This is a genomic window from Ignavibacteriales bacterium, assembly GCA_016709765.1.
In the GTDB taxonomy this organism is placed as follows: Bacteria; Bacteroidota; Ignavibacteria; order Ignavibacteriales; family Ignavibacteriaceae; genus IGN3.
Genome location: JADJMD010000015.1, coordinates 199787 through 215608, shown reverse-complemented (window position 1 = coordinate 215608; position 15822 = coordinate 199787). Strand labels below are relative to the sequence as shown.

At 32.9% G+C, this 15822-nt stretch carries 13 protein-coding genes and 2 pseudogenes; 10 read left to right on the top strand and 5 right to left on the bottom strand.

Going from position 1 to position 15822, the window contains the following annotated elements:
- Nucleotides 1–223 precede the first annotated feature (223 nt).
- A complete protein-coding gene (locus IPJ23_18220) occupies nt 224–2179 on the top strand; it encodes a TonB-dependent receptor plug domain-containing protein (GenBank protein MBK7632592.1) in 1956 nt (651 codons plus the stop codon).
- Nucleotides 2180–2282: 103 nt separating this feature from the next.
- Here IPJ23_18220 and IPJ23_18215 read toward each other — a convergent pair whose 3' ends face one another.
- The 5 genes from IPJ23_18215 to IPJ23_18195 all read right to left on the bottom strand — a co-directional run bounded on the left by IPJ23_18215 (nt 2283) and on the right by IPJ23_18195 (nt 8053).
- Nucleotides 2283–3002 carry a response regulator gene (locus tag IPJ23_18215; protein ID MBK7632591.1) on the bottom strand — a complete coding sequence of 240 codons (720 nt, stop codon included), beginning with the start codon at nt 3000–3002 and terminating at the stop codon, nt 2283–2285.
- Nucleotides 3003–3006: 4 nt separating this feature from the next.
- The gene (locus tag IPJ23_18210) at nt 3007–4122 is read right to left on the bottom strand and encodes a histidine kinase (protein MBK7632590.1); all 1116 of its coding nucleotides are present in this window, start codon (nt 4120–4122) and stop codon (nt 3007–3009) included.
- 182 nt (nt 4123–4304) lie between these two features.
- Entirely contained in the window at nt 4305–5660 is a 1356-nt protein-coding gene (rseP, locus tag IPJ23_18205) for an RIP metalloprotease RseP (protein ID MBK7632589.1), read from the bottom strand.
- A gap of 26 nt (nt 5661–5686) precedes the next feature.
- Complete coding sequence (locus tag IPJ23_18200; protein ID MBK7632588.1) at nt 5687–6829, bottom strand: 1-deoxy-D-xylulose-5-phosphate reductoisomerase; 1143 nt, start codon at nt 6827–6829, stop codon at nt 5687–5689.
- 150 nt (nt 6830–6979) lie between these two features.
- Nucleotides 6980–8053, bottom strand: coding sequence for a VWA domain-containing protein (locus tag IPJ23_18195; protein MBK7632587.1), 1074 nt, complete (start codon nt 8051–8053; stop codon nt 6980–6982).
- A 299-nt stretch (nt 8054–8352) separates the two neighbouring features.
- Here IPJ23_18195 and IPJ23_18190 point away from each other — a divergent pair, with 299 nt between their 5' ends.
- The 9 genes and pseudogenes from IPJ23_18190 (at nt 8353) to IPJ23_18150 (ending at nt 15822) form a co-directional block, all read left to right on the top strand.
- Nucleotides 8353–8604 carry a sigma-70 family RNA polymerase sigma factor gene (locus tag IPJ23_18190; protein MBK7632586.1) on the top strand — a complete coding sequence of 84 codons (252 nt, stop codon included), beginning with the start codon at nt 8353–8355 and terminating at the stop codon, nt 8602–8604.
- 47 nt (nt 8605–8651) lie between these two features.
- Entirely contained in the window at nt 8652–8876 is a 225-nt protein-coding gene (locus tag IPJ23_18185) for a sigma-70 family RNA polymerase sigma factor (protein ID MBK7632585.1), read from the top strand.
- Between the two features lie 109 nt (nt 8877–8985).
- Entirely contained in the window at nt 8986–9453 is a 468-nt protein-coding gene (locus IPJ23_18180) for a hypothetical protein (protein ID MBK7632584.1), read from the top strand.
- Complete coding sequence (locus tag IPJ23_18175) at nt 9419–10192, top strand: energy transducer TonB (GenBank protein MBK7632583.1); 774 nt, start codon at nt 9419–9421, stop codon at nt 10190–10192. Before IPJ23_18180 ends, IPJ23_18175 begins: the two co-directional genes overlap by 35 nt.
- A gap of 19 nt (nt 10193–10211) precedes the next feature.
- Complete coding sequence (locus IPJ23_18170; GenBank protein MBK7632582.1) at nt 10212–10571, top strand: energy transducer TonB; 360 nt, start codon at nt 10212–10214, stop codon at nt 10569–10571.
- 116 nt (nt 10572–10687) lie between these two features.
- Nucleotides 10688–11308 carry a hypothetical protein gene (locus IPJ23_18165; protein MBK7632581.1) on the top strand — a complete coding sequence of 207 codons (621 nt, stop codon included), beginning with the start codon at nt 10688–10690 and terminating at the stop codon, nt 11306–11308.
- A 95-nt stretch (nt 11309–11403) separates the two neighbouring features.
- Nucleotides 11404–13242 (top strand): tetratricopeptide repeat protein, encoded by a 1839-nt coding sequence (locus IPJ23_18160; protein ID MBK7632580.1) that lies wholly within the window; start codon nt 11404–11406, stop codon nt 13240–13242.
- Between the two features lie 8 nt (nt 13243–13250).
- Nucleotides 13251–14500, top strand: a pseudogene (gene clpX, locus IPJ23_18155) (ATP-dependent Clp protease ATP-binding subunit ClpX).
- Between the two features lie 57 nt (nt 14501–14557).
- A pseudogene (locus tag IPJ23_18150) lies at nt 14558–15822 on the top strand (asparagine synthetase B).

The following is a 15822-nucleotide window of genomic DNA, read 5'->3' as shown; positions in this document are numbered from 1 at the left end:
TCTTTTATTAATGAATGAAGTTTATTTACAAAGTGAAAATATATATTTTTTATTTCAAAAGAAAAGAATTCTCATAAAATAATTTTTAACACACTTAGTTCACTACCATAAATTGAGGGTACAATCAACTCATATTCTATCCTATACTCGGTTTAAGGCTTTGATGCACATTTGATAATTCGTTATTTTAATCTTTAATAAAATATGGTTTAGATAAATTTTTATGTCCAGGAATATTTTAGCATTTATAATTATTACCTCTATTGTTGTTACTGCACAAATTCAAGATTCAACAACGGCAGAACTAAAAATTTATCCCGATACGCTTTCCTTTAAACCCGATACTCTTTTATCAAGCGATTCTTTATTAACAATTGTTGAACTGGATTCAATTGCACCGATTTATTCTACAGCTCTAACGGAAAAAAGTTTTATTATTAAAAATTCAGAACTGTTGAAACAAGAATATCAATATTCCGGTGATTATTTAAGAGCCTATCCATTTAACTTTATAAAGGATTTAGGCTTTACGGGACAGCCAAATGAAACCTTTATTTACGGTGTTGGAAACAACGCAATTAGTTATTTGATGGATGGAATCTCTTATAACGATAGATATTCCAACTCATTAAATCTTAATCTTATACAAAGTGAAGATGTTGATTCGATAGAAATTATTCCATTACCGCGCGGATTTCTTTATGGCGCTTATAATAATCCAGTTAGTGTAAATTTTATTACAAAAGATTTTTTACCAAGCCAACCATATACTAGAATAAGATTTTATCAAGGCGCAAACAGAGATATGATGTTTGATGGTAGCTTTAATGCAATTGTTATGAAGAAGTTAATAGCCTCATTTGATATTGCGAACAGAATTTATGATGGAACTTATAGCAATTCTGATTATTCAATCTGGCAAGGAAAATTTAAACTAAAGTATTTGTTATCCAATGTGGTTAACATTATCGCAACATATAACTACAACGATTATAATGCCGGATATAGCGGCGGAGTTGAGGTAGATAGTATTATTGCTAATGGTGGTGTTGTAGATAATATTCTGTACGATTATAGAGCCGCACCAATGTTTTATCCAAATGGCGAATTGAAAACTCTCACGCATTTACCCAGATTAAAATTTTTAATTAAGCCGGCTGAATGGATGAGATCTGATGCAAGTTTATATTTTTTATTTAACAGGTATGAAAAAAACACTTCGGTAAGTAAATATTCGGAAAACAAAACATATGGATTAAATATCCGTAATAATTTTGATTATAGTGTTTTTAAGTTTCAATTAAATATTGATTATGAAAAACAAAATATGTTTTCCACTAATTCTTTTTATACATATTTCGATTCTGGTCACATAAATACTTCAAAAAATAAATTTGATGCAGATTTATTCTCGATATCCGGTGTTGTTTCTGCGAATATAAACGATGGAACTTTTATACCATCTTTTTATTACAAGAGTTCAACATATAATCCCCAAAATTCTCAGCATCTAGTTAATCCAATGGATAATAATAGTAATGGATTAGGAGTTGATTTATTATTAAAAATAAAAAAAAATCTTAGCTTTTATATCGGGGCTTCTGTTCTTAAAACATATAGTGTAAATAATGATAAATATTCTTTAATCGAAATTGGAGCAAATTATCAAAATGAATTTGTATCTGCCGATATAAAATATTTCCTAAATGATTACGCTTATGGTTTTTATAGTGGTGGAGTATTTTATAACTATATTGGTTACGGTAATGTGGATGGCTTAGGGCTTAATCTAAAATTAAACCTTTGGAAATTACTTCTTGAATCAAACTCATCATATTATTCTACCCCTAATAATAACAAATTAATTGGTGTTCCAGATTTTCAAACTCAAACAGGAGTTTATTATACTGGTAAATTGTTTAATGATGATCTTGATTTGAAAACAGGATTTGTTTTTTATTACACTGGTAAGAACAATGTTTTTTCTTATGAAAACGGATTGTTAGGAGTTCCATCATCAAACAAATTAGATTTTAGCTTAGTTGGAGAGATACAAAGAGTAGCAATTGTATATTTTTTGTGGCAAAATCTATTAGGAAATAATTATTACATTACACCTTATTATCCTATGCCTGGGCGTAGTATAAGGTTTGGTGTTGCCTGGGAACTGTTTAATTAAAAACTTTGGTCATTGCGAGCAATGCTTTGAGAGCGTGGCAATCTACCAAACTTATAGATGGCTTCATCTATCTAAAACTGGATTTGCAATGACAAAACAAATATTACAAACTCAACATCTCTTTAAACTTAACTGCTTGTCTTCTTGATACTTCAATCTTATGTCCGCCTTTTAACTTTGCAAGCAAACCGCCATTTAACCACGGCTCAATATTTTCAACCCATTTAAGATTAATAATATGTTTTCTACTTGCACGGAAAAATGATTTGCGATCTAATCTTTCATCAAGATAATTTAGCGTTCTTAAAATAAGTGGTTTATTTTCATCAAAGAATAACCGAACATAGTTCCCTTCAGATTCAAACAATCGAACTTTTTCCAACTTAACAAACCAGCATTTTTCTCCATCTTTAACAAAAACCTGGTCTTCAGCTGTTAATGTTTCGTGAGAGATATCGTGCGTTCGATCTTTACGTTTGCCTTCAATTATTTTTTTAATTGACTCTTCCAATCGAGCCGGTTCAATTGGCTTTAAAAGATAATCAAGAGCATTGTATTCAAATGCTTTAAGCGCATACTCATCATAAGCAGTTGTAAAAATAACTTTTGGAACGCTGTCTAATTCCTCAAGTAACTCAAATCCCGTTTTACCAGGCATTTGAATATCTAAGAAAATTACATCCGGACTAAGTTCTGATATTTTATTGTGTGCATCATCGGCATTAACTGCCTCTCCCACAATTTCGATTTCTTTAAATGGTTCTAATAGTCTTATTAACTCAGTTCGAGCTAATCTTTCGTCGTCTATAACTAATGCTTTCATTGCGTTAACCTCCTGATGGTATTTTAAGCTTTGTTAAAACTATGTTGCTGTTTTCGTTTGTTAATGATAGAGAAGCGTTCTCTCCATATAACAATGCTAATCTGTGCTTGGTATTGCTTACACCAAATCCGTGAGAATTTTTGAGAGCTTCTTCATCAAATTTACCACTGTTTCTAATTTCAATTATAAGGTTAGAATGGATAATTTTTGCATCAACATCAACTTTTCCGCCAATTGTAATTTTTGAAATACCATGTTTAATTCCATTTTCTACAAGTGTTTGTACCATCATCGGAGGAATTTCAACTCTATCTGCTTCAGTTGTCGATTTAATATTATAATTAAGTCGTTCTTCAAATCTAATCTTTTCAAGATCTAGATAATCTTGTATGGTTTTTAGTTCTTCTGCAAGCGGAACAGTTTCCGTTCTCTCAATCTTTAAAGTATATCTCATCAGATTGGAAAGCTTCGTAATTGCATCTTTTGCGTTTTGTGGATCTTCTTCAATCAAAGCGCGAATGCTGTTCATAGCATTAAACATAAAATGCGGATTTAGCTGCGCCTTAAGAGTTTTAAGTTCAAAATCTTTTACAGCTGCTTCAAAAATTAGAGTTTCTATTTCTGCCTTTTTAGAATTTTCAAAATAATGAATTGCAAAGTAAATTAAATTCCATACCAGTATTGTGCTGGAAATATTTAGAATCCCGGCTATAGATGTTGCAATTATATTTTTTGAGTGTCGTTCGACTTCTAACAATTGTCCTGAGAAATAAACCGGAATATAAATTATGGTTCCAACAACTAAGCTTGCAATTAAAACTAGCGGAATAATTTTTTTAAGCGGTAGATTAGTCCAGTTATTTTTTTTAATATATAAACGATATAGATGCGAAAAGATAATTCCGTAAAACCCCAACAGAACCCAGAGAGTAATTCGATTGAATGGAATAGTTTCAAAAGATGAAATAACAAGCAAATTTACGATTACATATAAACTCCAGCCAGAAGCTTGAGAAATCCAGTATAAGTTTTTTCTTTTCAAAGTATCGATAATCTCACTTTTTGTTTCAGGTTTATCTTTACTAAAACTTGTTAGTGTATTAAGTGTTGCAGAGTTCATATCAAATATAATCTTAACCTATATAAAAGAGAATCAGTTTTTTGTTTTACACTGTTAACTTATCGGCATGGGCAGATAGAATTAGAATATTTTTTATGATTGGTTAAGTAATATGATGGATGGAAAAATAAAACCCCGCAGAAATATGCGGGGCTAATTAAAATCAATAGTTGTTTAAACAACTAAAGTGAAATTATATCATTATAAATTATAAAAGCCATTAAAAGCAGCAGCAGTACAAGTCCGGTGTTCTGTATAGCCATTTTAATTTTAATCGGAATTTCTCTTTTAATTACTGCTTCCACTATTATCATAACTAAATGTCCGCCATCTAAAACAGGGAAGGGCATTATGTTTAATATCGCCAAACTTAAACTGAGCAGGGCAAGAAAATATAGAAAACTTGAAATGCCGGAGTCAGCTGATTTAGCAGCAATTTGTGCGATCTTAATTGGGCCGCCAAAAGCTTTTTTAAACTCAACATTTCCGGTAAAAACTTTTCCTATCATAGAAAAAGTTAGATTGGTCATTTTCTCGATATCTTTCCATCCATAATAAACAGATTCAAAGGCGCCGTAAGTTCGCATATGAGTTTCACCCATAAACACTGTGGCAATATGGACCCCAATCTTTGAATCACTTCCGGGAGTAACAAAAATATCTTTTTGTGTTTTATCTCTTTCAACAGTAATCTTTAATTCTTTGTCTTTGTTTGATGAAATAATATTTGTTGCTTGTTGGGCGCTGTAAAGTGCTTCGTCATTAATCCCAAGTAAAATATCGCCGGCTTTTATTCCTGATTTTTCTGCTGGCGAATCTTTTACAACTTCATCGATGGCTGGTTTAACGCCTTGGGGAATTAAGTATGCGCCTTGTGTTTCATCGTCCGGAATTAAATTTCTGCTGATTGAAAGATTTTCTTCTTTCCCATCACGTAAAACTTTTACGTTAATATTTTCGCCAAGTGTGTTTATAAAAACTTCTGCACGTAAATCTTCCCAGTTGGTAACTTTTTTTTCGTTTACGCTTAAAATTTTATCGCCGCTAATAAAACCGGATTTTGATGCAGCGCTTCCATCTTCAACATAAGCTAAAGTTGTAGTTGGAGTGATTGGTTTTCCTTGAAAGAAATTTGCGCCCCAAAATATTACCCAAGCAAGCATTAGATTCATAAACACACCGGCGGTAATTACAAAAACTTTTGCCCAAACCGGTTTTGCTCGGAATTCATAAGGTTGCGGTTCTTTATCTGCAAAGCTAACATCGCCGCTTTCATCAACCATTCCAGCTATTTTTACATAGCCGCCGAGAGGCAATAAACTTAAACGATAATCAGTATGTCCTTCGCCGTCAAAATCTTTTGGCAGTTCACCGAATGAAAATCCGGATTTACGATTCCAACCAAATAATCTTTTTCCAAATCCAATTGCAAAAACGTCTGCACGCATTCCGCTAAGTTTAGCTGCCGCAAAATGCCCAAACTCGTGAATGAAAACCAAAATGCCAATTGTAATGGCGAAATAAATAATATAATCCATGTAACGATGAACTCCTCTATCTTTTTCTAACTTAAAATTTTAACGTATTCTCTAGTTTTCTTATCACACTCAAAAATAGTTTCCATATCCGGGTCTGAGTGATTTTCAATTTTATCTAAAGCGTTTTTAATCATCTCTGAAATTTGAGAGAATTTTATTCTTTTATTTAAAAATTTATCTACAGCAATTTCATTAGCAGCGTTCAAAATGCACGGCGCCGTTCCACCAGTTTTTAGAACATCAAAAGCTAACTTTAAACATTCAAATTTATCAAAATCTGGTTCAAAAAAAGAAAAATTATTTATTGCCGGTAAATCTGTGCGTTTAAAATCATTTTTAAATCTTTCCGGAAAGGTTAGCGCATATTGTATTGGTAATTTCATATCCGGTAAACCAAGCTGTGCCTTAATCGATCCATCCACAAACTGAACCATTGAATGAATTATTGATTGTGGATGAACAACAACATTAATTTTTTCAACCGGCAACCCAAATAACCAATGTGCTTCAATAACTTCAAGCCCTTTATTCATCATCGTTGCGGAATCAATTGTAATCTTGCTTCCCATTTTCCAATTTGGATGATTTAGTGCCTCATCTAAAGTAGCATTTTCAAAAAACGATTTTTCTTTATTCAGAAATGGACCGCCCGAAGCTGTTAAAATTAGTTTTTCAACTTCGTTAAGATTTTCGCCAACTAAGCATTGATAAATTGCGGAATGTTCAGAATCAACAGGAATTATTTCCGCAGAATTTTCCAAAATAAGTTTTGTAACAAGTTCACCGGCAACAACAAGTGTTTCTTTGTTTGCAAGCGCAATTCTCTTGCCGCGTTTAATCGCCTCAATCGTTGGAGCTAATCCTGCAAAACCAACAATTGCTCCAAGTAAAACATCGTAATCTTTTTCGGAAGCAGCTTTTAATAGTCCATCATCAGCCGAAAATACTTCGCACAAATTTCCTATGTTAGATTTAAGCTCCTTGGCTTTGTATTCATCAGTAACAACAACAAATTCCGGATGAAATTCTTTTATTTGTTGTTCTAAAATATCAATTCTTGAGTTTACTGATAATCCCACAACACGAAATTTATCTGGGAAATTCCTAACTACATTAAGTGTATTAACACCGATAGAACCGGAAGAGCCTAAAATTAAAATTTTCTTCATTTTCTTATAATTTAACGGCTAAAAGTACCAAAGAATAGGAAGTTTAGCAATGTATAACGCATACAGATGTGATGTGATTACATCATGAAAAATAAAAAAGCCAACCACTTTATAAGGTGATTGGCTTAATAAGAAAAAATATTAAAAACGTTAATACGTTATATTAAACGTTTGAACACCATCTGCAGTTGAAGTATAAATTGTAATTTTAACTGTATGTTGTACGCCGGTTTTTGCTGAAACATATTCAACCAAGTAACTGTTTGCAAGTGCACCTGCAACAGGCAGGTCTTTTAGATTAAGTCCACTTGCATTTGATGGTATAAACTTAATGGTTCCACCTGTGCAAGTTGAGAGTTCCCAGGGTCTTTCATCATCAAAATCAAATGTCCAATATGTTGAATCTTCGCTAAAAACTGTATGAACAGTTGCCTTGCCACTTAATAAACTACAACCCATTGCATTATTCCAAGTTCCATCAGTAAGCGATTGGGTTGGTTCGTCAGTAAAGTTAATAAATACTCGTTGCGCACCTGATCTCCATGAGTATACACTATCAGCAAAGATTGCAGCTATAACTCCATTTTCACCAGCAGCATATCCAAAATTGTATGCTCGTTCAGTCAAAGCCACACTATCAGGTCCAGCAAAGTAGTAAGTTCTGGATGTGCCGGTATTTCGATCTAAATAAGAGCTAAGTGTTTGAGCATTTGTAAAATTGATTCCACCATTTGGATAGCTATCAAAACCTACAATAGCAAATTTTACATCCAAACCACTAGTCTGCAAAAAGTTTGCAAACTCAATAATGCTTGCTGCAACTGAATCTGCTTCTTCACTCATACTTCCAGAATTGTCAACACAAAAAACTATATCTGCTGTTAAAACATTTCCTGTTCCAACTTTTGATACTTTTAATCCTTGAACAACTCCATCTTCTTCAACAAAAATGTTAGATGCTTGTGGGTTGCTTGAATTATAAGACAATACTAAAGGTTGGTTTGTTGTTGGATCAATTAATCCAAGTAGATTTAACTTAACACGACTTCCAGTAGTCGTAAAGGAAGCTGAAGGTAATACGTTATTTTTAGTTGGAGTAGGAACCGTAACACCGGTTGGATTGCCTGGAATATCAGAATTATCCGCTGGATCTTCAGTGGTATCACATGAAAAATAGATTAGTGATGTAAACACTAACGCAAGAATTAGTAGTAGCTTACGCATTATAGTTAGTCCTTTTATTGTTAAAGAATAGTTAATTGTTGAAATAATTGCTCAATTTCCATTGCCAATATAAACTTTAGATGACATAAAGTAAAATTTACCTTTTAAGATATTATTACTTTTATCAATAATGGTTAAAAGTAAATAAAAAAGATAAGTTTATTTTAAAATACACCCAGTTGAAGTTTAGTTCTAAATTAGATTTATATGGAAACAAATATTATTCCAATAATATTATTTTAACTGTCGGAAACATTTTAACGTTTTTTACATCTTTCAAATAAGAAACAGTAGCCGATTTGAAATCAGAGGAAAATCAAATAATTGAGTTTACGCTTCTTTTTAACAAGCATAAAAGAAGAGTTTACAGTTATGCATTAAAAATGCTGGGTGATAAAATGCACGCAGATGATGTTGTTCAGGATGTGTTTATTAAGCTTTTTGAACATCTCAATTCTATACAAAACAGGCAAAGTGTTCAATTTTGGTTATTTAAAACAGCAAGAAACGAGATTTTAACTTTTTATAGAAGTACAAAAACAAAAAGCTAATAACTAATTCCATTGATATAACTGAAGTTGAAATTGAATCACCACTGTTGCTTGCAGATGAAATTGAAAACAAAGAACTGAATAAATTGATTTTAACGGAACTTGATTTAATGAATGAAGATTTTAAAGAAGTATTCGTGTTAAAAGAATATTCTGGATTAAGCTATAAAGAAATTGCATCTCTTCTTACGATAGATGAAGAGCTTGTAAAGAGCAGGTTGTACAAAGCACGGCAAAAGTTAATAAATAAAATATCAAAGGTTTTACAATAGTCATTGCGAACCCCGATTCATCGGGGTGAAGCAATCTCACACATAAAATATTTGAGATTGCTTCGTTCGAAGACTCACTCGCAATGACGAACATAGAAAGATAAAATATATGAGCGAAAATAAATTAACAGAAATGATAAACTTCTATTTTGATGGTGAGCTTGCAAAAAGCAAAGAAGTAAATCTTTTTTCCTTGCTTGCAAGCGACCAAAATGCGAGAGATTATTTTAAGCAATTAAGTATTATAAGAAATGCTGTTGATAGTGATATAGAAGATGTTCCGGTAGAATTAGAAGAAAGAATTTTAAGATCTGTTGGATCAAAAACATCTGCAAGAACCGGAATATTTTCAAACATTAAAATATTTTCTGCCATTTCTTACGCCGCCGCACTCATTTTACTTTTTTTAAGTGGATATCTTTTCTTTAAAGTTTCTAACTACCAGGAACGCGTTGATAATCTCTCACAGCAGATGATATATCAATCTAAAACAATACAAATGCTTTATAACAGTTTGCCAAGTGTTGAAGTGCGTGCAACTTTTGATAACGAAATTATTATTAAACCAAATAGCTGAGGTCAATATGAAAACGAAATTATTTTTATTGATTCTTCTTTTTGTAATTCCATTTGGGTGTAAAGAAGAAAAGAAACCGGAAATAATTAATTTAAGTGATAACAGTTATTTGAGCGAGGGTGATTTTGGCTGGCGTTTTCTCCCAAATACAAAATTAACCAACAAGGATGAACAAAGAAAACTTTACAATAGTATTGATAAGAAAATAAAAGCGGAGGGGTTAAATATTCTACCAAATGATCGTTATCAATTGATGCTTTATGTAAACGAGAAAGGAAAGTTTGATAAGATTATTATTCTAAGTGGCAAAGAAGAAAAAGTGGCTAAGATAATAATAGAAGAATTAGTAAAAGTATTTGACAAACCAGTATATAAGGACAGTATCCCTATTAAATTTCAAATTTCTTTTTTTTATTGGACTAACTTTTGGGGGAATTTGGAGCGAGGTTTAGATGTAGATTCTCTTCCCTCACCAATAGGCGGCATGTTTGCAATACAGAAGAACATTCATTATCCAGAAATCGCTAAAAGAGCAGGAATTGAGGGCACTGTTTATCTTACAGTTGATATTGATGAAAATGGGAATGTCACAAACATAAGCGTAATGCAAGGTATAGGTTCAGGATGTGATGAGGCAGCAATTGATGCTATAAAAAATGTAAAATTTAATCCAGCTGTACGAGACAGTGTGCCGGTTAAATACAGTATTACTATTCCAGTAAAATTTAAATTACAATAAAAATAAAAGGAGTATTAAAATGAGAGCCTTAATGAATATTTCGTTACTGTTCATATTATTCTTTGGAATAAATCTTTTCGCTCAAGAAGAAAAACTTGATAAATTCCCTGAACCAGTCGGTGGTATTGAGCAGATGATTAAAAACGTTGTCTATCCTCAGACTGCAAAAGATGCAGGCATTGAAGGGAAGGTTATAGTTAAAGCTATAATTGATGAAAAAGGTAATGTGGTAGAAACAGAAGTTGTAGAAAGTGTTAATACAGATTGCGATAAAGCAGCAATGGATGCAATTAAGAAAACAAAATTCACTCCCGGAATTAAAGACAACAAACCGGTAAAAGCAGAAGTAACAATTCCAATAATGTTTAAACTAGATTAAAATATTTTTTAGGAAGTCATGGATTGGTTCGTGACTTCCTAAATCAAACTTTTCAATATTTATTAAAACTGTTTTAATTTTGCATTACAATTATTTATCATTTAAGGGGATCTCAAATGAAAAACAGTTTTGTTCTTGCAGTATTAGTTACTCTATTTGTTTCTTCTCATACATACTCTCAAGGTATTTTTTTAGATAAGGGAGAAGCGGGTCTTTTTTTGAACGGCGGCTACACTGGTTTAGAAAGTGGTTACGCTGCATCATTTGGCGGAGGCTTTGCGCTCGGTGGAATTTTTGAATTTGGTTTTTCAACTTCTACCTCAACAATCGAATTGGACAATTATTATTATTCCAAAGATATACACGTTAGCAGCAACTCTGTATCCTTGGGAGTTGTTCTCATCAAGAAAAAAGCACAACTCGAGTTAAACCTGGGCTATTCAACCTCAGATCTTGGTAGCGATGCTATTATGGTTGGTTTTAATGTAGGCAGTAAAATTCCTTTACATAAAGATATAAGCTGGTATCCAATACTCTCATTTGCTGTAGGAATTCCGACCGCAGAACATAGCGGGAATCCGGTTACAGCAGTAGGAGCCACTTTGCCAATATTTATTGCAAAACACTTTTACTTAGGACCATCATTTGGATTATCTGATGGCAACACGTCCTGGGGATTTACAGTAGGGATTTTAATAAGTTTTAGTACCGCTGGTAATGGAGATAGTGGTTGGTAGTTTTTTAGAACAATTCAAGAACAGTCCCAAAATAGGTTGATTTATAGCCGCATTTATCCCCTTGAATGAGCGCAATTAATTGCTATTTTTAAGTTATGATAAAGAAAATTCTTCCCGTAATTCTATTTGCTTTTTCACTTTTTGCACAGCAAAGTCCAATGGATCAAAACCAGTTTATGCTTGCACAAAGTTATGAGCAGCAGGGTGATTTTAACAAAGCTGTAGAAATTATCGAAACGCTTAACAAAAAAGATCCTTCAAATATTCAGTACTTCAATAAACTTAATACGCTGTATTTACAACTAAAAAAATATGATGAATCTGCAGCGATAATAAACTCAAGAATTATTTCCAATCCTCAGGATGTTAGTTTATACGGTTTGCTTGGTTCAACATATTACACAGCGGGCGATCGCACAAAAGCTTACCAGGTTTGGGATGACGCAACTGAAAAATTTAAAACAAATCCAATAACTTTTCGCATCATTGCAAATTTTGCAATCGAAAGAAGAGATTTTGAAAAAGCAATCGAACTACTTAACCAGGGGAAAAAATTTTCTAAAGATGCGTTTTTATATTCTTATGATCTTGGTGAGCTGTACAACATCACAATGCGCTATCGCGAAGCTGCTGAAGAATATTGTGATTTAATAAAAGCTAATCCATCGCAGTATCCACAGATAGAAAATAAAATTCTTTCCTACTCAAATAAGCCAAACGCTTTGGATGAAACAATTGAAGTTATAGAAAAATATAAATCAGATAACATAAGTTTTAGGTATTTGCTAGCCAGGCTATACATTGAGAAAAAAAATTATGATGAGGCATTTAATCTTTATAAAGAGATAGACAAAAAACAAAATACTAACGGTGCAGATATTTATTCGTTTGGAGAGTTCGTTTATCGCGATGGAGAATACAAAACCGCATCTGATGTATTTAAATTTTTATTAGATAATTATTCTGATCAACAATATACGCCGCTTGCAAAGTTGGGATATGCAAAAACACAGGAAGCACTTTTAATCCAAAAGTATAATGAAGCAAATCCGGAATGGAAAACATTTTACACTCCGGCAAAAGTTGAAGCAAAAGAAATTGAGCCTGTAATAAATGCATATCAGGATATTGTAAAAGTATATCAGCATTCCGAAGCAGCAATTGAAGCAATGCTGAGAATTGGGATTCTATATTCTCATTATCGCGGTGATGTTGTGGAAGCCGAAAATTATTTTAAGATTGTTATTAAAGATTATCCAACTTCAAAATTTGCATCGCTTGCTTTTATTGAACTTGGAAACATAAAAATGCAGCAAGCTAAGCTGGATGAAGCAGAAAAACTCTTTCAATTGGTAAGCAATTTAGTACGAATAAATTCGGAAGATAAAAGTTTTGCAATGTATCAAATTGCAAGAATCAATTCGTTTAAGAATGATTTTGAATCTGCACGCAAAGATCTTACTACTGTGATGAATAACTTAAAAGATAACGTAGCAAACGATGCAATTGAATTTTCAATATTATTGAACACTGCAAAAAATGATTCGTCTAACCTTTCACTTTATTGTTCTGCGGAGTTTTTGGCTGAGCAAAAAAGATTTGGCGAAGCAAAAGATTTATATTTGCAGCTTTCACAAAATCCGCAGGCGTTTGTTTTTAGTTCTATTGCCAAGCTACGAACTGCGGAAATGTTAATTGCAATTGATGATTACCCAAATGCTATTGCAAATTTAACGCTTATTGTTGATGAAGCTGAAAAAAACATTTATGCTGATAAAGCCTTATATTTGCAGGGTCAGATTTATCAGTATGGCTTAAAAGATGATGTAAAAGCTGTTGAATCTTATGAAAGTTTACTTGCTAAATTTCCAAAATCACTTTATCTGGATGAAGCAAGAAAAAATATAATTGAGTTAAAGAAAAAAATTAGTTAGGATTATTAATGTCTAAAAAACCTGGACAAAAAATTGTAAAGTGTTCTTTCTGCGGAAGAGATGGAAACGAAGTAGGAAGCATGATTGCCGGACCCGATGTTTACATTTGTGATATATGCATCGGAAGCAGCGTTGATATTTTAAAAAATAATCTTGCTGCAGTCAGTAATCAGAAACAAGGTAAATGGAATCAGCATACACCGGAAACAATTAAAAAAGCTCTTGATGAATATGTAATTGGTCAGGATCGCGCAAAAAAAGTTTTAGCAGTTGCAGTTTATAATCATTACAAAAGAATTGGAAGCCGTACAACATTTTTTGAGCTTGATGATGTTGAAATTGAAAAGAGCAACATTCTGCTAATTGGCCCAACGGGAGTTGGTAAAACTTTACTTGCGCAAACTCTTGCTAAAGCTTTGGATGTTCCTTTTGCAATTGCTGATGCTACAACATTAACAGAAGCTGGCTACGTTGGCGATGACGTCGAATCAGTTTTAGTTCATTTGCTTCAAGCGGCTGATTACAATTTAGAGCGTGCACAAAAAGGTATTGTGTACATTGATGAAATAGATAAGATTGCGCGTAAGAGTGAAAGTACATCAATAACTCGTGACGTTTCTGGCGAAGGAGTTCAGCAAGCTTTATTAAAAATATTAGAAGGAACCATTGCAGGCATTCCTCCAAAAGGCGGAAGAAAACATCCGGAACAGAGTTTAATTAATCTTAACACAAAAAATATTTTATTTGTTGTTGGCGGTGCGTTTGATGGGATTGATAAAATTATTGCTAAAAGAATTAATGAAAACCGAATGGGATTTTCATCTGATCTAAAAGCAAAAACAAAAGAAGATGATTTGATTTCCCATATTCAGCCGGAAGATCTGTTAAGATTTGGATTGATTCCTGAGTTGATAGGAAGATTACCTGTTGCGGCACCTCTTCATCAGCTAACAGAAGAAGCGATGCGTAATATTTTAACCGAACCTAAAAATGCAATCATCAAACAATACAAAAACTTTTCTTGATGGAGGGCATTGAACTTGAGTTTGATCCGTTTGCATTAGATTCGATAGTAAAAAAAGCGATGGAACGCAAAACAGGCGCGCGTGCATTACGCAGCATTGTTGAAGATTTTATGATTGATATTATGTATGATCTTCCGAATAAAAAAGATGTTGATAAGTGCATTATTACAAAAGATGCTGTTGAAAAACATGCAGAACCGATTTATATAAAGTCAGATGCAAAGTCTGCTTAGTCGGATTTATTAAATTAAATGTTTTGTCATGCCGGACTTGATCCGGCATCTATTTATATGAGAAAAAAATACAAAATAATATTCCATCTCTTTATTTTATTTTCAGTTCAACTGTTTTCACAAAATAAAATATTCATCCCGATGGATCTTACACAAACGGATCACCTTAAAGCTTATGGTATTACATTTCACACATTAGAGGATGGACTTAAGGCTGATTGGCTTTTAAACTACCGTGGCGGTTCTTTTTTAATTGATCAATCAGATAAAATTGTTTCTGAATGTTTGTTAGAGGAAGTTTACTTTGAACAAATGAGTTTGTCACAGGCATCTCAAATTTATGCTGAAGTGCAAAGCGAAGATAACAACATGGATGTGGTGAGGTTAGAAAAAGCACCAAAGATTGCGGTTTATGTTCCGCCTGGATTTGCACCTTGGGATGATGCTGTTACTCTGGCACTTGAGTATGCAAATGTAAAGTATGATAAAATTTGGAATGATGAAATTCTACGAGGCGATCTTGAAAAGTATGATTGGATTCACTTGCATCATGAGGATTTTACCGGTCAGTATGGAAAGTTCTATGCAAGTTTTAGTAATGCACAATGGTATATCGATCAGCAAATATTATATGAAAATGATGCTAAGAAAAATGGATTTGCTAAAGTTTCTGATATGATGAAAGCGGTTTCGCTTACAATTAAAAATTTTGTTGGGCAGGGCGGATTTCTTTTTGCAATGTGCAGTGCAACAGATTCTTATGATATTTCACTATCGGCAGAAAATGTTGATATCTGTGCTCCTGTATTTGATGGTGACGCAGCTGATCCTGATGCACAGAGCAAATTAGATTTTCTAAATCATTTGCTTTTCAGAATTTTAAAATTGATTTGAACCCATATGTTTATGAGTATTCAGATGTTGATATTCAGCCTGCTGAAATAGGCTTAGAACAAAACGATTATTTTACTTTATTTGATTTTTCAGCAAAGTATGATCCGGTGCCAACTATGTTAACACAAGATCATGCTAATGTTATAAAAGGATTTATGGGGCAAACAACAATGTTTAGAAAAAATCTTATTAAGAACTCTGTTATTATTTTAGCAGAGCGACAGGGTACTGATCAGGTAAAATATATACACGGAAATTTTGGCAGAGGTACTTTTACTTTTTACGGCGGTCACGATCCCGAAGATTATCAGCATGCGGTTGGTGATCCGCCGACAGATTTAAGTTTGCATAAAAATTCTCCCGGTTACAGATTAATCCTAAATAATATTTTATTTCCTGCAGCCACAAAGAAAAAACAGAAAACCTGA